This is a genomic window from Xanthomarina spongicola, assembly GCF_003148645.1.
Classification (GTDB): domain Bacteria; phylum Bacteroidota; class Bacteroidia; order Flavobacteriales; family Flavobacteriaceae; genus Xanthomarina; species Xanthomarina spongicola.
In genome coordinates this window covers 359,728-382,004 of record NZ_QGGP01000002.1, presented here as the reverse complement: position 1 = coordinate 382,004, position 22,277 = coordinate 359,728, and the positions used below count along the sequence as shown (strand labels likewise).

17 protein-coding genes are annotated in these 22,277 nt (G+C 30.5%); 11 read left to right on the top strand and 6 right to left on the bottom strand.

The window, feature by feature from the left end; translation table 11 throughout:
* The first annotated feature begins 23 nt into the window (after nucleotides 1–23).
* Complete coding sequence (locus tag LX78_RS05685) at nucleotides 24–1,691, top strand: LIC_10190 family membrane protein (RefSeq protein WP_109681678.1); 1,668 nt, start codon at nucleotides 24–26, stop codon at nucleotides 1,689–1,691.
* On the opposite strand, the gene LX78_RS05680 is transcribed toward LX78_RS05685, so the two are convergent.
* Complete coding sequence (locus tag LX78_RS05680; RefSeq protein ID WP_109681677.1) at nucleotides 1,688–4,714, bottom strand: aminotransferase class III-fold pyridoxal phosphate-dependent enzyme; 3,027 nt, start codon at nucleotides 4,712–4,714, stop codon at nucleotides 1,688–1,690. The two genes, LX78_RS05685 and LX78_RS05680, sit on opposite strands and share 4 nt — an antisense overlap.
* Before the next feature lie 124 nt (nucleotides 4,715–4,838).
* Here LX78_RS05680 and LX78_RS05675 point away from each other — a divergent pair, with 124 nt between their 5' ends.
* On the top strand, nucleotides 4,839–5,603 hold the full coding sequence (locus LX78_RS05675) for a TIGR02757 family protein (protein ID WP_109681676.1): 765 nt from the start codon (nucleotides 4,839–4,841) through the stop codon (nucleotides 5,601–5,603).
* A gap of 59 nt (nucleotides 5,604–5,662) precedes the next feature.
* Complete coding sequence (locus LX78_RS05670; RefSeq protein WP_109681675.1) at nucleotides 5,663–7,141, top strand: S10 family peptidase; 1,479 nt, start codon at nucleotides 5,663–5,665, stop codon at nucleotides 7,139–7,141.
* Between the two features lie 55 nt (nucleotides 7,142–7,196).
* On the opposite strand, the gene LX78_RS05665 is transcribed toward LX78_RS05670, so the two are convergent.
* Nucleotides 7,197–9,086, bottom strand: coding sequence for a M61 family metallopeptidase (locus LX78_RS05665; protein WP_109681674.1), 1,890 nt, complete (start codon nucleotides 9,084–9,086; stop codon nucleotides 7,197–7,199).
* Nucleotides 9,087–9,187: 101 nt separating this feature from the next.
* Between LX78_RS05665 and LX78_RS05660 the strand changes: the two genes are divergently transcribed.
* The 5 genes from LX78_RS05660 (at nucleotide 9,188) to LX78_RS05640 (ending at nucleotide 14,422) form a co-directional block, all read left to right on the top strand.
* Nucleotides 9,188–10,195 carry a glycosyltransferase family 2 protein gene (locus LX78_RS05660; protein WP_109681673.1) on the top strand — a complete coding sequence of 336 codons (1,008 nt, stop codon included), beginning with the start codon at nucleotides 9,188–9,190 and terminating at the stop codon, nucleotides 10,193–10,195.
* A 69-nt stretch (nucleotides 10,196–10,264) separates the two neighbouring features.
* Nucleotides 10,265–12,187, top strand: coding sequence for a BatA domain-containing protein (locus LX78_RS05655; protein WP_109681672.1), 1,923 nt, complete (start codon nucleotides 10,265–10,267; stop codon nucleotides 12,185–12,187).
* Nucleotides 12,184–13,437 (top strand): dihydroorotase, encoded by a 1,254-nt coding sequence (locus LX78_RS05650; RefSeq protein ID WP_109681671.1) that lies wholly within the window; start codon nucleotides 12,184–12,186, stop codon nucleotides 13,435–13,437. The genes LX78_RS05655 and LX78_RS05650 overlap by 4 nt, the downstream gene beginning before the upstream one ends.
* A gap of 4 nt (nucleotides 13,438–13,441) precedes the next feature.
* Nucleotides 13,442–13,768, top strand: coding sequence for a DUF4870 domain-containing protein (locus tag LX78_RS05645; RefSeq protein ID WP_109681670.1), 327 nt, complete (start codon nucleotides 13,442–13,444; stop codon nucleotides 13,766–13,768).
* A gap of 12 nt (nucleotides 13,769–13,780) precedes the next feature.
* A complete protein-coding gene (locus LX78_RS05640; protein ID WP_109681669.1) occupies nucleotides 13,781–14,422 on the top strand; it encodes an alpha/beta hydrolase in 642 nt (213 codons plus the stop codon).
* Nucleotides 14,423–14,425: 3 nt separating this feature from the next.
* Here the strand turns inward: LX78_RS05640 and LX78_RS05635 are convergent, their stop codons facing one another.
* Nucleotides 14,426–14,929, bottom strand: coding sequence for a hydrolase (locus LX78_RS05635; protein WP_245881481.1), 504 nt, complete (start codon nucleotides 14,927–14,929; stop codon nucleotides 14,426–14,428).
* A complete protein-coding gene (locus tag LX78_RS05630) occupies nucleotides 14,929–15,690 on the bottom strand; it encodes an MBL fold metallo-hydrolase (RefSeq protein ID WP_109681668.1) in 762 nt (253 codons plus the stop codon). The genes LX78_RS05635 and LX78_RS05630 overlap by 1 nt, the downstream gene beginning before the upstream one ends.
* 91 nt (nucleotides 15,691–15,781) lie before the next feature.
* Between LX78_RS05630 and LX78_RS05625 the strand changes: the two genes are divergently transcribed.
* Nucleotides 15,782–17,233, top strand: a complete 1,452-nt coding sequence (locus LX78_RS05625; protein ID WP_109681667.1) for a nicotinate-nucleotide adenylyltransferase — start codon at nucleotides 15,782–15,784, stop codon at nucleotides 17,231–17,233.
* A gap of 45 nt (nucleotides 17,234–17,278) precedes the next feature.
* Here LX78_RS05625 and bcp read toward each other — a convergent pair whose 3' ends face one another.
* The gene (bcp, locus tag LX78_RS05620; RefSeq protein ID WP_109681666.1) at nucleotides 17,279–17,731 is read right to left on the bottom strand and encodes a thioredoxin-dependent thiol peroxidase; all 453 of its coding nucleotides are present in this window, start codon (nucleotides 17,729–17,731) and stop codon (nucleotides 17,279–17,281) included.
* Between the two features lie 41 nt (nucleotides 17,732–17,772).
* On the opposite strand from bcp, the gene LX78_RS05615 reads away from it, so the two are divergent.
* Nucleotides 17,773–18,432, top strand: coding sequence for an endonuclease III domain-containing protein (locus LX78_RS05615; RefSeq protein WP_109681665.1), 660 nt, complete (start codon nucleotides 17,773–17,775; stop codon nucleotides 18,430–18,432).
* A 228-nt stretch (nucleotides 18,433–18,660) separates the two neighbouring features.
* On the opposite strand, the gene LX78_RS05610 is transcribed toward LX78_RS05615, so the two are convergent.
* The gene (locus LX78_RS05610; RefSeq protein ID WP_109681664.1) at nucleotides 18,661–19,245 is read right to left on the bottom strand and encodes an RNA polymerase sigma factor; all 585 of its coding nucleotides are present in this window, start codon (nucleotides 19,243–19,245) and stop codon (nucleotides 18,661–18,663) included.
* 237 nt (nucleotides 19,246–19,482) lie between these two features.
* Between LX78_RS05610 and uvrA the strand changes: the two genes are divergently transcribed.
* Nucleotides 19,483–22,266, top strand: a complete 2,784-nt coding sequence (gene uvrA / locus LX78_RS05605) for an excinuclease ABC subunit UvrA (protein ID WP_109681663.1) — start codon at nucleotides 19,483–19,485, stop codon at nucleotides 22,264–22,266.
* Nucleotides 22,267–22,277 lie beyond the last annotated feature (11 nt).

Below are 22,277 nucleotides of genomic sequence, written 5' to 3'. Positions count from 1 at the left end.
GGTAGACTAACTAATCAAACTACATGCTATTCATACTTCTTTCTTGGATTTATATTTTAGCAATTACTTTAGTGGCTGGAGTAAGCATCAATCGCTTATTAAAACTACAAGATGTCAATCATATTTTAGTATTATTTCATGGCTTATTTGGCATCAGTTTATTAGCTGGATTTTGGTCTGTGTTTTCAGCAATTAATTGGCAATTTTGTACGTTCCTTTTATTTTTTATAATTGTTTTAATTTTTGTAAACACTTCACAAATAAAGAATTATATAAATTCTTTTAAACATGAACTTGAAAAATTATCCAAGTTCTTTAAAATGATATTAATTGTTATATTTATACTTGTTTTAGCACAATCTGCTTCACCTCCTTTCTTGTTAGATAATGAATCTTATTATATACAAACCATAGCTTGGTTAAATGAGTTCGGGTTTGTAAATGGACTTATAAATCTACATTTATTTCTAGGGCAAACTAGTGGTTGGCACATCTTGCAAAGTGCCTTTAATTTTAGTTTTTTATATAATAATTTTAATGACATAAACGGTCTTTGTCTTTTACTTGGAAATTATTATGTAATTGTAAAGTTGAATGAATATTATAAGTATAAAAGCAATCCATTGAATTTAGTTGTTGGCCTCTTCCCTATTTTTAATGTGTTTTTGTTTCAGTTTGATAGTTCACCATCACCAGATTTAGCTGTTTATGTCTTGTCATTAATTGTGTTCTATGGTTTTTTGATGAATTACCATGCGTGCAGTAAAAATGGAATCGTTTCTTTAGTAATACTTACTTCATTTTTAATTCTTATTAAAGCCACGACGCTTGTTTTTGTGCTATTCCCATTGATTATCTATATCAAGCATTATAAACATGTGAAACAATACACGTTTAAAATAAGTATGGTTGTGTTTCTAACTATAAGTTTGATTATTATTAAAAACATTTTGATTACTGGAAATCCAATTTATCCCTTAGCAGGAATTGAAGGCTTAAAAGCTAGTTGGAGCTTGCCTACAAACATCGAGACTTACTTTTATAATTATGCTAAAGCTTACGGTTATGCTGTAACTCCAGAAGTCTATAACACTAGTTCTTATGTAACTTTAATTAAAGGGTGGATATTACAAACAGGAATAGATGGTTTATTTAATAAGCTCATACTATTAGTATTAGTGTTATTCTTATTATTCTTAAAGAAGTTTAAAAGTAATAAAGCCATCTTGTTTATATATGGAATTGCATGGTTACAGCTTTTTATACTGTTTATAACATCTCCTCAATTTAGATTCTATGTACCATTTCTATTAATACTTTCGCTTTTTCTTATTGCTGAATTTATTAAATCTGAAAAAATTGTAAAAAGCATTTTAGTCGTTAGTACGATACTCATAACGATTCCTTTGTTTTTTACTATTCCGAATCTTAAAACGAGTACATTTTTAACTAGCTACCTCATTGAGCCACATGAAAACAGTCAATTTAAAACAGAATATAAAACTTTAAACCTTGAGAACACACAGATTAACACACCAACAAACATCGAGTTTTTTTGGGGAACAGGAAACACAAAACTACCTGCTTTAAACAAGCAACAATTAGATTATTTTAAAACCCATTTTAAAGTGATGCCTCAACAAAGAACTGAGAATTTAAAAGATGGTTTTTACTTAAAGGAAATTGATTAATATTTCATAAAATCCTCTTGAAGTATTTGTTTTAACCTATTTAATAATTCATCTGCATTTTCGATTGAAAACACCATTGGTGGCTTAATTTTTAAAGCATTGTTATCTTTCCCATCTGTACTCATTAAAATGCCAAAATCTTTCATTCTATTAGCTAAATAGCTTGCTTTTTCAGTCAGAGGATTTTTATTTTCATCTGTTAATTCAAAACCTAAAAACAATCCTTGTCCTCTAACATCTCCTATAATAGGAAATATTTTTTGAAGCGTTATTAATGCATCTTTTAAATAAGTTCCAACTTTTAAAGCATTCTCCTGAAGTTTTTCATCTTTAATAACTCGTAAAACTTCATTTCCAATGGCACAAGAAACTGGGTTTCCACCAAAGGTGTTAAAATACTCCATGCCATTTGCAAATGCATTGGCAACTTCTTGGGTACATACAACTGCAGCTAGTGGATGGCCATTTCCAATAGGTTTTCCAATAGTAACGATATCTGGAATTACATCATGCAACTGAAATCCCCAAAACGTCTGTCCTACACGTCCACAACCTGTTTGTACTTCGTCTGCAATACAAAGTCCTCCAGCTTCTCTAACAGATTGATAGGCTAACTTTAAATAGTTTTCAGGCAACTCTACTTGTCCTCCACAACTAATAATGCTTTCGCAAATAAAGCCAGCAACATTCCTTCCTTTTGAGTGTATGTTTTTAATCTGCTCATCAATATGTTTCGAATATAGTTCAGCTGTATTCTCACCTTGATACAAACCTCGAAATCTATCAGGAAGTGGTACAATATGCGTGTTTTCTGGAGCTCCTTGACCTCCTTTTCCATCAAATTTATAAGAGCTAATATCAATACACGCATTGGTGTTTCCATGATAACCAATTTCTAAAGCAATCATGTCTTTAGCATTCGTATAAGCTTTTATCATACGCAAAGCGAGTTCGTTAGCTTCACTACCAGAATTAACAAAATGCACAACGGAGAGTTCTTTAGGAAATGTTCTTAATAATTCCTTTGCAAAAACATGGATATTTTCATGTAAATAGCGAGAATTCGTATTTAAAACTGCCATTTGTTCCTGTCCAGCTTTTACAACTCTTGGATGCTCATGACCAACATGAGCCACGTTATTTACAGTATCTAGATATTTTCTTCCTAGATCATCAATCAAATACACACCAGAACCTCTTAAGATTTTTAATGGCTTTTTATAAGATAAACTCAAGCTTTTGCCAAGATGGTTTTTTCTGAAATCAATAAGTTCACTGTTAGATTTATTTTGATGTTCATGTAACCCTTCATATTTAAACAAGACATTCGGATTTGGACACATACTACTCCAAACCGACACATTCTTCGGAAAAGCCACACCTGGAAAATCGCGTGTATTATCCAACATGTCTAACATCAATTGAAAGTGCAAATGTGGTGACCAATCGCCATTTTCATTGGCATTTCCAACATAAGCAATCAAATCACCTTTCTTAATTTTTTGCCCTTGTGTAACTAAATGCAAACTACTCTCAGACAGATGTCCATACAAGCTATAAAAAGGAATTCCAGAATCTGTTTGATGATTTAAGATTAAAGTTGGCCCATAATCCTTATTGTTTCCATTGTTGTAAATACTAAAAACGTCTCCATCAAATGGCGCATGAATTGGTGTGTTTTCCTTCACCCAAAAGTCAACGCCTAAATGTGTTGTTCTGTGTTCTGGCCCAGAATTTCCTTCTTTTTGATAGGCTTTCGTACTATAAAATGGCCTGACTTCTAAATAACCTCCAGCTAATAAAGCTTTTGGCATTTCAGCTTGTTGCCTATTAATTTTAAAACTTGTTAATTCTAAATCGTTGTACTCCTTTTCATTACCTAACCATATACTACCAACATTCATATCTAAAGTGTGAATGTGATTAAAATTGAGCGTAGGAAAGAAATCATTTAAGGAAACATCCTGATTTTCTGCCCATTTTAAAAAAGGTTCTTCATTTGGATGAGCTGCAAATCCACAAGCATCACGAAAACTATAATGAGCCAAGTTTTCATCTAGTTGCATCCATTTTTCTAATACATACCAAGCAGGTTTTTCGCTTATCAACAAATATGAGTTTTCAGGTTCCTTTTGTTTGTTTAAAGCCGATTTAGTCACGCTAATTACTAAACGCATTGCAACCAAATTATATACAAACGGAAGTTCTACTTCTAATAATGGAAATGCTTTATGATATCCAGAAATTATTGGTAAAGATGCTGATAGCAGATCTGGTTTGTTCATGATGGCATAAGATATAACAACTGCTAAATCGTTTATAGTTTGTGTATAAACTGCATCTCCATAATCTATAATTGCATTCACTTCAGGATTTATTAAATCTGAAGAAACTAGGATATTATTGTCGTTTACATCATTATGAACAACACTTTTTCTAAGCTCTTTATAATTATTTTGAAAGGCTTGATATTGTTTTTGAAAATATGAAATAATGTTTTGTTGTTCAATTGTAAATAAACCTAAATGTTTATATGTCCATTCGGCTTGTTCTAAATCCCATTCAAATTGTTTATGTGCTTTTGGATGCTGAAAACTTGTTAAAGTTTTGGTTATTTTACCAGCTTCATTGCCTAAACTAAAAAGCAACTCGTCTTTAATTGGGTTTACCGAAGACCATAACCTACCATCAATCCAAGATAATAATCTTACATGTCTTGTATTTCCAGAATTGTCTTTGATAGAACTAATCATATTTCCATGAATATCTGGAAAAAATTTAGGTGAATTTAATTCTCCATTAGAAAGATATTGAAGGATCCCTTGCTGGTATTCTAAATATTCCAAGTCTTCATCTGGTCTGCTAATTTTTAAAATATATTTTTCTGAATGGGTTTTAATGAGAAAATTAAAATCAAGTTCTCCAGGCAAAGGCTTTACGTTACCTTCTATATTATAAAGGCTTTTCGATATTTTTTTAGCTTGTTCTGGTTGAATTTTTATGTTGGAATAATCAGCAGACATGATTTGTTTTTTGAATTGAAAATAAGAGTAACGAAGTTAGTTTTTTTTATATGAATAATTCAAAAGAGATTCTTCGAATTTGTAAAAATAGATACCTATTTTTAAGGATTCAAAGTTTACAAAATTGAACAGAACAGAATTAAAGGAGTTTTTGGACGCGAAAGTTTTACAATACAATCGTCCAGATTTTATTGAAAGCGATCCTATTCAAATTCCACATCTTTTTAGCAAAAAAGAAGATATTGAAATTTCAGGTTTTTTAACTGCAACAATAGCTTGGGGAAATAGAAAAAGTATCATCAACAATTCCAAAAAGATGATGACTTTCATGGAATATTCTCCTTACGAATTTGTTATGAACCATCAAGAACAAGATTTAGAAGCCTTATTACCTTTTGTTCATAGAACATTTAATGGAATCGATTTTATCACATTTATAAAGGGTTTACAGCATATTTATAAATCGCATCAAGGTTTGGAAAGTGTATTTTCTAAAAATAATGAAAAACACTCTTTACAAAGCTCAATCCATCATTTTAAGAAGGTATTTTTTGAAATAGAGCATTTACCTAGAACTCAAAAACATGTGAGTGATCCGTTGAAAAATTCGGCAGCAAAAAGAATTAATATGTATTTAAGATGGATGGTTAGAAATGATAATACTGGAGTGGATTTCGGGATTTGGAAAAACATATCTCCTTCCCAATTATCATGTCCATTAGATGTACACTCTGGGAATGTAGCCAGAAAATTGGGTTTACTAAAACGCAAACAAAACGATGCTAAAGCATTACAAGAATTAGATAATAGCTTAAGAAAACTGGATTCTGAAGATCCTGTAAAATATGATTTTGCTTTGTTTGGTTTAGGAGTTTTTGAAGGATTTTAACATATTTTGAAAACAGCTTCCAATAAAACATTTTATATTTAAAACTTAAATGATAACCTATGAAGAATATCTTTTTATTATTAGCCACAATTTCTACAAGTTTGCTTTTTTCGCAAGTAAAAAAAATCCCTTTGGACACGATGGTTGTTACCAATCATAATGTTGTAATAAAAGGACAAAGTCTTTCTTATCAAGCAACAGCAGGAACACAACCAGTTTGGAACAGCAAAGGAGAACCAATTGCCACGCTATTTTACACCTATTATAAAAAGAGTAATAGCGAAAAGGAAAAACGACCTATTATCTTTTCGTTTAATGGTGGACCAGGTTCTGCATCTGTTTGGATGCACATTGCTTATACTGGACCTGTAGTTTTGAATATTGATGATGAAGGTTATCCAGTTCAACCTTATGGCGTTAAAGACAATCCAAACTCTATTTTAGATGTTGCAGATATTGTTTTTATTGATCCTGTAAATACAGGTTATTCCAGAATGGTTGAAGATAAAGATGGAAAACTTCCTGATAGAAAAACATTCTTCGGGATAAATGCTGACATTTCCTATTTAGCCGAATGGATGAATACTTTTGTAACTAGAAATAACCGTTGGGAATCGCCAAAATATTTAATTGGAGAAAGTTATGGAGGACCAAGAGTTATGGGCTTATCTAACGAATTACAAAACAATCAATGGATGTATTTAAATGGTGTGATTTTAGTATCTCCAGCCGATTATAAAATATACTCGACCAATCAGCCTATTTACTCTGCTTTAAATTTACCATATTTTACAGCTGCAGCTTGGCATCAAAAAGCATTGCCTGCTTCTTTACAACAAAAAGATTTATTAGAAATCTTACCTGAAGTAGAAACTTATACTATAAATAATTTAATGCCAGCTTTAGCAAAAGGTGGTTTTATTTCAGCAGAAGAAAAAGACGCAGTTGCTGAGAAAATGAGCTTCTATTCTGGTTTAGACAAAAATTCCATCTTAGATTATAATCTAAATGTGCCAACAAATTTCTTTTGGAAAGAACTATTACGAGATGAAGGTTATACCATTGGGAGACTAGACTCACGCTATTTAGGAATTGATAAAATGGATGCAGGAACTTCCCCTGATTATAGTGCAGAATTAACCTCTTGGCTACATTCTTTTACACCTGCAATAAATTATTATCTAAGAGAAGAGCTAAATTTTAAAACAGACATAAAATACAATATGTTTGGGAATGTGCATCCTTGGGATAGACAAAACGATAACACTAGAGATGGTTTACGTCAAGCCATGGCACAAAATCCATATTTAAAAGTGTTAGTGCAATCTGGATATTACGATGGAGCTACTACTTATTTTGCTGCAAAATATACGGCTTGGCAAATGGATCCTAGTGGTAAAATGAAGGATCGAATTTATTTTAAAGCTTATAGAAGTGGGCACATGATGTATTTAAGAAATGAAGATTTAAAAACTTCCACAGACGACATCAGGCAGTTTATAAAAGATTCAGCTGCTAAAGGAGCTGCTAAGTACTAAACAAAAAAAAGCCTGATAAAAATTATCAGGCTTTTTAAATATATCTTTTTTGTTTTTATCCTTTTAACCATGCTTTACGCAATGCAGTTTGAGCATCTGTAGCATTTGGATTAGGAACTAACGTTTTTCCTATTGTATAAGATGTTTCAACCGTTGCATTAATAACAACTTCTTCTCCTTCTCTAACTAAAACAACTACAACTTCTTTTCCAGGTTGCCACATAAATACTTTTTGGAAAACAGTATTTGCAGTCATCATAGTAACTTCTTCTCCTTCAACAGATTTAACAACATCGTTTGGTTTTACACCATTGTCATGCCAAAAACTATTTTGAGAAACTAAATTATTAAAATAAATAGTTCCATTTTCTTGATTAGCTCCAAATATTAATGCTCCATTATTTTGTACAAAATTTGTTTCTACTTTACTTTCTCCCATTTCAAGTCCAACTTTAGCGAAGAACTCATTATAATTTATAGGTAAGTCTCCAACTACATGAGTTTGTAAAAACTCACCAACCGAAGGATAAGTCATTTCTGTAATTTCAGCAATAAGGTTATCGTCTACAAATGGTTTGTTTTTACCATATTTAGTAGATAATTCTTTCATTAAAGAAAGAATACCTCTATTTCCATTGCTTTCTTCACGCATTAAAATATCAATACACATACCAATTAAAGCACCTTTTTGGTACACATTATAATACTGACTTGCATAAGGTTCGTCTAATACATTTTCACTCATAATAGTAAAACTCATAGTGTCGTTCATTGCAGAAGCTGTTTGAATTTTACCCATTATTTTACTGTAAAATTCTTCATCAGTCACTAAACCTTGATCTACTTGAAATAACGTTGCAAAATATTCCGTAACACCTTCATACATCCATAAATGTTTTGAGAATGTTGGATTAGCATAATCGAAATAGTGAACATCTTCAGAATGAACACTTAAAGGCGTTACAATATGAAAGAATTCATGTGAAACCACATCTACCATACTTTCAGCAAGTGCAGCAGCTGGAATAGCTTCAGGCATTACAACAACAGTAGATGTATGATGTTCTAAAGCACCAAATCCTTTAGGAGAATCTGCTTCACCACGAGATAAGTACAAATAAATATCGTAACGAGGCGTACTGTCTATATCTCCTAAATACGCTTTTTGAGCTTGCATCATGGTTTTCATTGTTTCACCAATTTGCTTTGCTGTATGTGTTTGATTTGGAGAATAGACACTTAAAACCACTTTAATACCTCCAACTTCAAATTCTTCAACATCAAGATTACCATACATCATTGGGTTATCTGTAACGTCAAAATACCTTGGAGCAAAATAACTAGTAGTTATAGTTTTTCCATCTTCACTTGTTTTTTCAGCTACATTTTGTAATGCAGATGTTCTAACAAAATCTGCTGGAGCAGTGATATCTATTTTGTATTGGTTATTTTTTAAAGAATCGAAATAACCAATAAAACCATGTAAATTTAACACGTAATTGTCTGGTTCAATATTAGTTCCAGCCGGAGAAAAAGGTGTGTCTCCTCCTATTCCACCTGCAACTTCTACATCGAAAGTATCGTTAACATAATATGTGATGTAATCTAAATTAGTAGCTCCACTAATTGTCCAAGTATTGGTATCTACTTTATTTACTTCTATTTCAATTCCTTCATAGTTGTATGCTTTTAAATCGTCTACATACTTTCCAAAATCACTTACAGAATAAGTTCCTTGTACTACTTTAGGTAATCTATAAGTTACAGTTTCTACAGTAAATCTACCTGGATTGATTGTTACAGGAGCTTTATCGTCAGTTACTTTAGTTAAATCTATTGAAGCTTCAATAGGTGTGCTTACTGCAAGGTCTGCAGAGGTTTTTGTGGAAGATCCACAGGCAACAAGAATCATACTGATTCCAAAAATGGTTATTAGTTTTTTCATTTTTTAATTTTTAGTATATCACTTTGACGCTCAAAAATACAATGTGTTACATATTTAAACCTTAACTTTTTGTTAAAATGAGTTATTGCTATATTCGCCTTATGCAAAAACATTTGATTAGCATTCTTATTCCATTTAAAAACACAGCTCTGTTTTTACCTGAATGCCTGGATTCTATTTTAAATCAAACATATACTCATTGGGAATTGATTATAATAGATGATGGTTCTACAGACAATAGCTATCAAATAGTTAATAACTATACTGAACAAGATAAGCGTATCAAGCTCTTTAAAAATAATGGTGAAGGAATTATTGCAGCATTAAGATTAGCTTTTAAAAAAAGTTCAGGCACTTATATTACCAGAATGGATAGCGATGATATAATGCCTATTAATAAACTGGAAATTTTACTAAACAATTTATTATTACATGGTAAAAAACATCTTGCTACTGGTTTAGTGAGCTACTTTAGTAAAGAAGGTATTAATGATGGATACAAAAATTATGAAAACTGGCTTAATAAACTAACTTTAGATGGGAACAACTATTCTGAAATATACAAAGAATGTGTTATTCCATCTCCTTGCTGGATGGTTCATAAAGACGATTTATTAGCATGTGATGCTTTTAATCCAGATGATTATCCTGAAGATTACGATTTAACTTTTAGGTTTTACAAATACCAACTAAAAGTTATTCCATGCAACAAAGTGTTACATTACTGGAGAGATTACAGCAACAGAACTTCCAGAACTCATGAACACTATGCTCAAAATTATTTTTTAGAAATAAAACTGAAATATTTTCTTGAACTAGATTATAATGCTTCAAGACCACTAGTAATTTGGGGAGCAGGAAATAAAGGCAAAAATATTGCTAAACTATTAATTAATAAAAATGTAGACTTTATTTGGATATGCAACAATCCAAAGAAAATAGGTAAGCATATTTATGAAAAAAAACTATACAGTTTTAATTATTTGAAAGAGCTTGAAAATGCTCAAAGCATTATAACAGTAGCTAATAAAAAGTCACAACAAACTATAAGAACCTTTTTTAAAAACGCAAATAAACAAGCCATGCAAGATTACTTTTTCTTTTGTTAAATAATTAATTTGTTGTTAAAAGGTTTTCTATTTCATTGTAAACACTATTTTTGTAAATAAACAACAGGAATGCAGTTTAAACATCCCGAACTTCTTTACGCTTTATTTGCGCTGCTTATCCCAATTATTATTCACTTATTTCAACTTAGAAAGTTTAAAAAAGAAGTCTTTACAAATGTGGCTTTCCTAAAAAAAGTAACCTCTCAAACTCGAAAAAGTTCTCAACTAAAAAAATGGCTGATATTAACTGCTAGAATGCTTCTTTTAGCTGCTTTAATTTTGGCTTTTGCACAACCATACACCTCAAAAACAAATACTTTTAATACAAAAAAAGAAACCGTTATTTATCTTGATAATTCTTTTAGCATGCAAGCGAAAGGAGAACAAGGTGAGCTATTTAAAAGGGCTATTCAAGATCTTATTGAAAACATTGATGAAAGTGAAAAAATTACTCTCTTCACTAACAATGCCACTTACAGAAACACATCTATTGATGCTATAAAAAACGAATTACTTCAATTAGATTTTGCTCCAAGCCAATTGTCTTATGATGCTGTTTTATTAAAGTGTAAAAATTTATTTAGTCCTGATTCTGGAATCTTGAAACAAGCAATTATTATTTCAGATTTTCAAATTAAAGAAACTCAATTTAATCCAAGTTTAGACTCCATTATTAATATAAACACAGTACAATTAAAGCCTGTTTCCACAAACAATTTACAAATTGATAGTTTGTTTATTTCAAACCAAACAGCAACAAACTTAGAATTGACTGTCAATATTATTAATCAAGGTAATGTTATAGAAAATGTGCCTGTATCTTTATATAGTGAAGGACAACTTATTACAAAGACTTCAATTAATATCGAAGAAACGGCTGTTGCAAACTTCACTCTAAGTAGAGACCAGAAAATTATAGGAGAAATTGTAATTGATGATTCTAATTTACCATTTGATAACTCACTATTTTTTAATATCAATAAACCCAATAAAGCAAAAGTCCTTTCTATCTCTGAATCTAATGAAGACTTCTTAAAACGTGTTTATACAGATGGAGAATTTCAACTTAATTCAACTATATTAAATGAATTAAATTATAGCCAAATTGAAAATCAAAATCTTATTATTCTTAACGAGTTGGAAAGTATTCCTTCTTCTTTAAAAACAGCATTAATTTCGTATACAAATAATGGAGGCTTTGTTTTAATTATACCATCAACAAACAACAGTCTTCAAACATATAATGACTTTTTATTGAGTTATAATATTCAAATGAGTCCTATTAATAAGACTGAAAAGAAAGTGACTACAATCAATTATTCGCATCCACTATATAGCGATGTTTTTAATAAAAGAGTAACTAATTTTCAGTATCCAAAAGTATCAAGTTATTATCCAATAAATTCAAGAAACACGACTGCTCCACTTCAATTTGAAGATGGTAATCCATTTTTGGCAAGCACTAGCAATGTGTTTGTTTTTGCTTCGGCTTTAAATTCTGAAAATTCAAATTTTAAAAACTCTCCTTTAATAGTTCCAACACTTTATAACATTGGAAAACAGAGTTTAAAAACATCTAATTTATATTATACTATTGGAGAAGAAAACACTTTCGATATACCAGTAATTTTACAACAAGACGAGATATTATCCTTGTCTTTTGGTGAAGAAAACATTATTCCACAACAACAATATTTTAATAATAAAGTATCTATTATAACTAACGAAATACCTACAATAGCAGGTACTTATAATGTAAATAATAAAACAGAATTAATTGAAAATGTAAGCTATAATTACAATAGAAAAGAAAGTTCTTTACAGTATCAAGATTTATCATCAATAAATCATATTAACCAATCAGATTCAGTAGCTAAATTATTCGATACTTTAAAAAGTGACTCAAAAATTAACGAGCTATGGAAATGGTTTGTTATTTTTGCACTAGTCTTTTTAGCAATTGAAATGCTCATCTTAAAATATTTTAAATGAACGTACTCTTAAAATCTGCCACTATTATTGACTCAAAAAGCGATTTCCATAATCAAACAGTCGATATTTTAATTGAAAATGGTACGATTTCTCAAATTTCTAAACGCATTAAAAACACCAAAAACTTTAAAGAATTAGATTTAGATAATCTTTGTGTATCTCAAGGATGGTTTGATTCTAGTGTAAGTTTTGGTCAACCAGGTTATGAAGAAAGAGAGACTATTGAAAATGGATTAAAGACTGCTGCTCTTTCAGGTTTTACATCTGTTGCATTAAACCCAAACACTAATCCAGTTATAGATTGTAATGCAGATGTCTCTTTTATAAAATCTAAAGCAGAAAAACATGCTGTTAATTTATATCCTATTGGAGCATTAACCAAAGAAGGAAAAGGTATCGATTTAGCCGAGTTATTCGATATGAAAAATGCAGGAGCTATTGCTTTTGGCGATTATCAGAAACCCATTGAAAATCCAAATCTTTTAAAAATAGCTTTACAATATGCAAGCAATTTTGATGGTTTGGTTTGCTCTTTTCCTCAGGAAAACAAGATTTCTGGAAATGGTGTCATGAATGAAGAAATTACCAGCACATCTTTAGGTCTAAAAGGTTTACCAAATATGGCTGAAGAGCTTCAAATAGCAAGAGATTTATTCCTTTTAGAATATACTGAAGGGAAACTACATATTCCAACAATTTCTACTGCTAAATCTGTTGAATTAATTCGAGCTGCAAAACAAAAAAAGTTAAATATAAGTTGTAGTGTAGCCATACACAACCTTACTCTAACAGATGAAAACCTAACAAGTTTTAATACAAATTTTAAAGTATTGCCTCCCTTACGTACTCAAAAAGACATTGACGCGTTAGTTGAAGGAATTAAAGATGGAACAATTGACATGGTTACTAGCGACCATAATCCATTAGATATTGAACATAAAAAAATAGAATTCGATTTTGCCAAATATGGAACAATAGGTTTAGAATCTGCCTTTGGAATTCTAAATACTGCTTTCAGCACTAAAAAAACCATAGAATTATTAACTAAAGGAAAAGAACGATTTGGTATTGTTTCCAAACCAATACAAATTGGTAATAGAGCAGATTTAAGCTTATTCAATCCTAGTGGAAATAGTACCTTTGGATTAGAAAACATTATATCTACTTCAAAAAATAGTATCTTCTTAAATAGAGCCATAAAAGGAAATGTGTATGGTATTATTTCCAACAATAAAATGATTTTAAATTAAATTCATGACAGAACAAACTATACAAGAAGGAAGAACATTAGCTATAGTTAGCTATTTAACATTTGTTGGATTAATTATAGCCATTATAATGAATCTTGAAAAAAAGAATCCATTCACTTTTTTCCATATTAGACAAATGCTTGGGTTAATTATTATGCTAATATCTTCTAACGTTATTGAAGCCTATGTAAATAGTTGGTTAGGAACCATTTTATGGATAATAACATTTGTTTGTTGGATTTTTGGAATGTTCCATGCTGCTAAAGGCGAAGCAAAACCTATTCCTTTATTAGGCGAAAAATTCCAAGAATGGTTTAAAAACATTAATTAAAAAATTACAAATTTGAGTTTATCATATATTACAAGACCTTCTACTTTAAAAGAAAACGCACCATTATTAATTATGTGTCATGGTTATGGTAGCGATGAAAACGACTTGTTTTCGTTTGCTTCAGAATTACCTGAAGAACTATTTATAATTTCTTTAAAAGCACCTTATCAATTACAACCTTATGGAAATGCTTGGTATGCAATTAATTTTGATGCAGAACAAAACAAATGGAGTGATGACGAACAGGCAAAATCTTCTAGAGATTTAATAGCCAATTTTATAGATGAAGCATGTAGCAAGTATCCTGTAAATAAAGACAATGTTACTTTGTTAGGTTTTAGTCAAGGTACTATTTTGTGTTATGCTGTAGCTCTAACCTATCCTGAAAAAGTGAAACAAGTAATTGCTTTGAGTGGTTATATAAACTCGAATATTATTCCAGATAATGTCTCAGAGAAAGACTATTCTCATTTAAGTTTTTATTGTTCTCATGGTAGTGTTGATCAAGTATTGCCTGTTGAATGGGCTAGGAAAGCTCCTAAGTTTTTAGATGCACTGCATATTGAGCATCAGTATTCTGAATTTCCAGTTGGACATGGTGTAGCACCACAAAACTTTTACGAATTTAGAAAATGGTTAGTCGATAGAATTTAATTTTTATTGTGTTGGGTATAAAAACGATTCGATTAATCTAAATTTTAATTGTTCGTCTTCAGTTATTTCATAAGCTATAAACAATTCTCCCCAATACCTTCCATCTGAAAAATTAGCAATTATCCATTTATGGTTTAAGAGTCTAATTGAATTTATAAGCATTTTTCCTCCAGACATAGAAGCATATGGTATTAATGGATGCTCCTCTCCTTTCATAACATTTAACTCATATATTTCATCTTTTATAAAAGGTATTAACTCTGTAACGTCATATCCTCTTTCTTCAAAATAAGTTAAAGCAGCTTCTGTTTCATCTAGTTTAAATTCAGATAAGGTTAAAACCTGATCTCTTAAATTTGAAATAGTATCTTGGTAAATCAAGTATTTTTCTAGACTTCTTTCGTATTTGTCATCATAAGATTCAATAATGTTTTTTGAATTTACATATTGAAAAACAACAAGTAAAAGCGTGAAAATAAAAAGATACATAAATATTCTATTCTTCATTATATAGTAATTTGTAAGTTATCGTAAGCCAGAAAAACGTTTTCTGGTAATTTTTGTTGTACTTCGTCATGAAAACCTAATAGATGACTAATATGTGTTAAATAGGCTTTTTTAGGATTTACTTTTTTTATAAAATCTAAAGCTTCTTCTAAATTAAAATGAGAAATATGTGGCGTTTCCCTTAGAGCATTTACAACTAAAACATCTAAACCTTTAAGTTTTTTAATTTCTTTAGCTTCAAGAGTTTTCATATCAGTCAAGTATGCAAACTTATTTAATCTATATCCAAATACTTGAAGATTATAATGTAACCCATTAATAGGTATAACTTCCAAGTTTGAAATTTTAAAAGGCTTGTTTTCAATTTCATTAATTGATACGCCAGGAGCACCAGGATATTTGTTTTCTATTTCAAAAATATAATCGAATCTTCGCTTAAGCTCGCTTATAACACGCTTATGCGCATAAATAGGAATATCTCCTTGTCTAAAAAAGTAAGGTCTAATATCATCTAATCCTGCAGTATGATCTGCGTGTTCATGTGTAAAAAGTATGCCATCCAGTTTTGTACAAGAGGCTTTCAACATTTGGTGCCTAAAATCTGGTCCACAATCTATAACATAGGAAAAATTATCCCACTCTATTAATACCGAAACACGTAACCTTTTATCTTTAGAATTTGTACTTAAACAAACAGGATGAGAGCTTCCAATAACTGGGATCCCCTGAGAAGTTCCTGTACCTAAAAATGTAATTTTCAATCCTTTTTATTTTAAAACAAAAATAAGGTTATTTTTTTGTTTAACATGGTAATTTAATACCTTTGTGTTTAAGAAATAATCGCAATCTAGAATGGAAATTAGCTTAAAAGGAGATAAAGAGTTTGAAGAGATTCCTTCATTAAAAACTAAAGCACTTCGTATAAATTTAAATGAAAACATTTACGGGACATTTGCAGAAATTGGAGCTGGTCAAGAAACTGTAAGACAGTTTTTTAGAGCTGGTGGTGCCTCTGGTACTATTGCAAAGGCAATGTCTGCATACGATAAAGATTTTAGTGATGCTATTTATGGTATTGAAGATGATGGCCGTTATGTAACTGAAGCGCGTTTACGTAAAATGTTAGATCATGAAATTAGTCTTATTGAAAAAAGATTAACTAGAGATAAACATCCTAATAAATTATTCTTTTCATTTGCTAATACTGTTACAACTATTGACTTTGCCAAAAAATATAAAGGACATGGTTGGGTTGGTATAAGGTATCAAATTGAAGCAGATCAAGATTATAACGAAATTATTTTGCACCTACGTTTTAAAGAGAATGATGCTAGATTGCAACAAGAAACTTTAGGTGTTTTAGGTACTAATTTAATGTATGGCGCTTTCTATAAATACAATGAGCCAAAAAAGTTGCTGCGTTATTTATACGACCATTTAGACAAAGATCAATTAGAAATTGATACGATTAACTTTTCTGGACCAGTTTTCGAAGATGTTGACAACCGTTTAATGAGCTTACAATTAGTTAAAAATGGCATGACAGATGCCGTTATGTTTGCACCAGATGGTAATAATGTTCTACCTGCAAGGGTTCTTTATAAGAAAAACATCTTAGCTCTTAGAGGTAGTTTTAGACCTGTTACTAAAGTAAATATGGACATGTTTCAAAAATCTTACGACATGTTTATTAAAGAAAATAAAGTTGATTTAGATAAAACCCAAGTAGTTTTTGAAATAACATTATCCAATTTACGTGCTGAAGGAGAAATTGATGAACAAGATTTTATGGATAGGGCAAAACTTCTTTGTTCTTTAGGGCAAACTGTTTTAATCTCAAATTTTCAGGAATTTTATAAATTAGTAGAATACTTCTCTCAATACACAAAAAGTCGTATGGGACTTGCAATGGGAGTAAACAACCTTGTGGATATTTTCGATGAAAAATATTATCGTCATTTAAGTGGTGGTATTTTAGAAGCCTTTGGAAAACTATTCTTCAAGGATTTACGAGTGTATCTATATCCTATGCAAAATGAAGATGGTACAATAACAAATAGTGAAAACCTAAAAGTACATCCAAGAATGAAGGAATTGTATAAATTCTTTAAATACAATGGAAAGGTTATAGATATTGCAGATTATGACACAAGTATTTTATCGGTTTTTTCAAGAACAGTTTTAAAAATGATAGCAGATGGTGAAGAAGGCTGGGAAGCTATGTTACCTGAAGGTGTTTCAAAATTAATAAAAGAAAAAAGTTTATTTGGTTGCGAAACTGAAGAAGTTTTTAGAGATGAATAAAAAATAATTTTCAAACTAAAAAGCGACCAAAATTGGTCGCTTTTTTTATTTCAATATTTGATTAGTGTGCTCTTTAGTTTTTACTTTTAATATAACATCTTCAATAATACCATTTTCATCAATAACAAATGTGGTTCTGTGAATACCATCATACTCACGTCCCATAAATTTTTTTGGTCCCCAAACACCAAAGGCCTTAATAACGGATTTATCTTCATCTGCTAATAATGGATAAGGAAACTTATATTTATTTCTAAAATTAGTTTGTCGCTTTTCACTATCAGCACTTACTCCAAGGATATCATAACCTGCTTTTTGGAATCTTGAGTAATTATCACTTAAATTACAAGCTTCTGCTGTACAACCTGGTGTACTAGCCTTTGGATAAAAGAATAAAACCAGTTTTTTTCCTTTATAATCTGCTAAAGAAATAGTGTTTCCATCTTGGTCTTTAGAAGTAAAATCTGGTGCTTTATCTCCTGGTTCTAAATTTGTCATAGTATATTTGTTAAACTTTAATTTTTGCAAAAATACAACTTATGACTAAACAAGAAAAGGTAGATTTTGTTATAAATACGTTAAACAAACTGTATCCTACTATTCCTGTTCCATTAAATCATAAAGATCCTTACACTTTATTAATTGCCGTTTTAATGTCTGCACAAAGTACAGATGTACGTGTAAACCAGATAACACCATTATTATTCGCAAAGGCAGATAATCCATATGATATGGTAAAATTATCTATTGAAGAAATTAGAGAAATTATTAAACCTGTTGGTTTATCTCCAATGAAAAGCAAAGGTATTTTCGGGCTTTCAAAAATAATAATTGACAAACATAATGGTCAAGTACCAAAAACGTACGAAGAACTAGAAGAGTTACCAGCCGTTGGACACAAAACTGCAGCAGTTGTTTTATCTCAAGCTTTTGGTATTCCTGCTTTTCCAGTAGATACACATATACATAGACTAATGTATCGTTGGGGTTTTACAAATGGGAAAAATGTTGTTCAAACAGAAAAAGATGCTAAAAGATTGTTTCCTAAAGAATTATGGAACGATTTACATCTTCAAATTATATGGTATGGTCGTCAATATTCGCCTGCTAGAGGTTGGGATTTAGAAAAAGATATTATTACTAAAACAATTGGTAGAAAATCGGTTTTAAATAACTATTATAAAACAAAAAAGTCCTAACGACTAATTAGGACTTTTTCAAAGTTTAGTTGAGAAGTGCTTCAAACTTCATCTTATTACAATTTATAACACTTAAAGCCTTAGAATAATCAAGAAGAAACTTAATTGTTTCATCCTTTGGGTTCAAATTAATTTGTTTTTGGGGATTTTTTTGAGAGTAAAGTTTTGCCATTAAATATTAATTATGGGTTATTTACCTTACTAACGTAACAAATTATATTTTATTGTTTAATTGGTTAAAATAATATTATGTTTATCAATAATCTTTCTCATATTAATTAATGCATATCGCATTCTTCCAAGAGCTGTATTAATACTAACGCCAGTTTTATCAGATATTTCTTTAAAACTCATATCGTTATACATACGCATCATTAATACTTCTTTTTGATCGTCTGGGAGTTCTTCAATTATCTTTCTAACATCAGACTCTACTTGACTTTTTATAATACTCTTCTCGGCATCTAGCGAGCTGTCGCTAAGCACAGAAAAGATATTAAAATCGCCAGCATTACTAAATTTTGGCATTCTGCTATTTTTTCTAAAATGGTCAATTACCAAATTATGGGAGATGCGCATAACCCAAGGCAAAAATTTACCTTCTTCGTTATACTTACCTTTTTTTAAAGTTCTAATTACTTTAATAAAGGTGTCTTGAAAAATATCTTCAGCAATATCTCTGTCAAATACTTTCGAATAAATAAAACTATAAACACGTTGTTTATGTCTGATGATAAGTTTCTCTAAAGCAGGTTCATCACCATTTATGTAGTTCCTAACTAATGTAGCGTCTGTGATAAGTTCGTTTGGCATAATCATTACTTTTTAACATAAAGAATCCTTTATGCTTGGGGTTAAATAGTTTTAAAAAGTAAAATTATGCTATAGGCTAGACTAGTGATTTTAAGATTAGTAAGTTTCAAATATAATAACATTCTACTACAAATTGCAAATAAAATATTATTTTTTTACAAAAAATATTCGATAACATTCCATTTTTTAGGCTGATTTACTTATAGTATCTTTGCAGAATTATTGTTGAAACAACTTATGATAGCTAATATTTCTGAAGTAAATCCAAAAGAAAACATTATTATAAAAGGTGCTAGTTTGCACAATTTAAAAAATATAGATGTTGTTATTCCTAGAAACAAATTAGTTGTAATAACTGGCTTATCTGGATCTGGAAAATCTAGTTTAGCTTTCGATACACTTTATGCTGAAGGTCAACGTAGATATGTTGAGAGTTTATCTAGTTATGCAAGACAATTCCTAGGCAGACTTAATAAACCAAAAGTTGAATATATTAAAGGCATTGCTCCAGCTATTGCAATTGAACAAAAAGTTAATTCAACCAATCCTCGCTCAACTGTTGGTACTTCTACAGAAATTTACGATTATCTAAAACTATTATTTGCTCGAATTGGAAAAACATATTCTCCAGTATCTGGTGATGAAGTTAAAAAAGATACAGTAGCAGATGTTTTAAAATACATTAAAACGTTTAATGAAGGTGAAAAATTACTACTCCTATCTCCTATTCATTTAGAAAAAGATCGTTCCATGAACGATAAACTAAAAGTCTTGCAACAACAAGGTTATGCTAGAGTTAAAGTAGATAATAATGTTTTAAGAATTGAAGAAGCTACAGATATTTCTAAAAATAAAACTGTTTTTTTAGTTGTAGATAGAATCATCACAAAAAATGAAGAAGACTTTTATAATCGTTTAGCTGATGCCATACAAACAGCTTTTTTTGAAGGAAAAGGCGAATGTTATATTGAACTTTTAAAAGATAATAAGCAACAATTTTTTAGTAATAAATTTGAACTTGATGGCATCGATTTTCTGGAACCTAATGTCCATCTGTTTAGTTTTAATAATCCATATGGAGCCTGTCCAAAATGTGAAGGTTATGGAGATATTATTGGTATTGATGAGGATTTAGTTATTCCAAACACTGCCTTATCAGTCTTTGAAAATGCTATTTTCGCTTGGCGTGGTGAAAGCATGAGTTGGTATCGTGATGAATTAGTAAACAATTCACATAAATTCGATTTCCCAATTCATAAACCTTATTTTCAATTAAGTGATGAGCATAAACAACTTATTTGGAATGGCAATGAATATTTTGAAGGCTTAAATACATTTTTTGCAGAACTAGAATCTAAAGCTTACAAAATTCAAAATCGTGTGATGCTTTCTCGTTACAGAGGAAAAACAAAATGTAAAACCTGTCGAGGAAAACGTTTAAGGCCAGAAGCTGAATATATAAAAATTGGTGGTAAAACGGTTACAGATTTAGTCGATATGCCTTTAAATAAGCTAGCAAATTTCTTTAATCAATTAGAATTAAACGACTACGAATTAAAGATAGCTAAACGCTTACTTAAAGAGATAAACAATCGTTTGTTATTCTTAGAAAATGTAGGTTTAAACTACTTAACTCTAAATCGAAAATCGAATACACTTTCTGGTGGTGAAAGTCAGAGAATCAATTTAGCAACTTCACTTGGAAGCAGCTTGGTTGGCTCCATGTATATACTGGATGAACCTAGTATTGGTCTGCATCCTAAAGATACCGAAAGATTGATTGGTGTATTAAAATCTCTTCGTGATTTAGGAAATACAGTTATAGTGGTTGAACATGATGAAGACATTATGAAAGAAGCCGACGAAATTATTGACATAGGTCCAGAAGCTGGAACTTTTGGAGGTCATGTAGTGGCAACTGGAACATATCAGGATATTTTAGTTTCAGATTCTTTAACTGCACAATATTTAAATGGAAAACTAGAAATTAAGGTTCCAGAAAAAAGAAGAACTTCTAAGTATCAAGTAAATATTCTTGGAGCTAGGGAAAACAACTTAAAAAACATAGATGTTACCATACCTCTTGGAATGTTAACTGTTATTACTGGTGTTTCAGGAAGTGGTAAAAGCACTTTGGTAAAGAAAATATTGTTTCCAGCACTTCAAAAGAAACTTACGGATTTTGGTGATAAACCTGGACATTTTTCAGAATTAACTGGAAATTTCAGCAATGTTAAACAGATTGAATTTGTAGACCAAAACCCAATAGGTCGATCGTCTCGTTCTAATCCTGTTACTTATATTAAAGCTTACGACGATATTCGTGCTTTATATGCTAGTCAGAAATTAAGCAAAATAAGAAATTACCAAGCCAAGCACTTCTCTTTTAATGTAGATGGTGGACGTTGTGAAACCTGCAAAGGTGAAGGCGAAGTGACTATTGAAATGCAATTTATGGCAGATGTTCACCTAACTTGTGAAACTTGTAATGGGAAACGTTTTAAGAAAGAAGTATTGGAAGTAAATTTCAAAGAAAAAAGTATAGATGATATTTTAAATCTAACGATTGATGATGCCATTGCTTTTTTTGAAAAACATGAACAAACTAAAATTCATGGAAAATTACAACCTCTTCAAGATGTTGGATTAGGTTATGTTACATTAGGACAAAGCTCTTCTACCCTTTCTGGAGGTGAAGCTCAACGTATTAAATTAGCATCGTTTTTAGGCAAAGGAAGTAAAAGTGATAATGCTTTATTTATTTTTGATGAACCTACAACCGGATTACACTTCCACGATATACAAAAGCTCCTAAGATCTTTTAATGCATTGATTGAAAAAGGACATTCTATACTTGTAGTAGAACACAATTTAGAATTGATTAAATGTGCTGATTATATTATTGACTTAGGTCCTGAAGGTGGTGAAAATGGTGGTTATTTAGTGGCTTTAGGAACTCCTGAAGAAATTGTAGCAAACAAAGATTCAATTACTGGAAAATATTTAAAAGAAAAACTTTAATTTTTCTGATT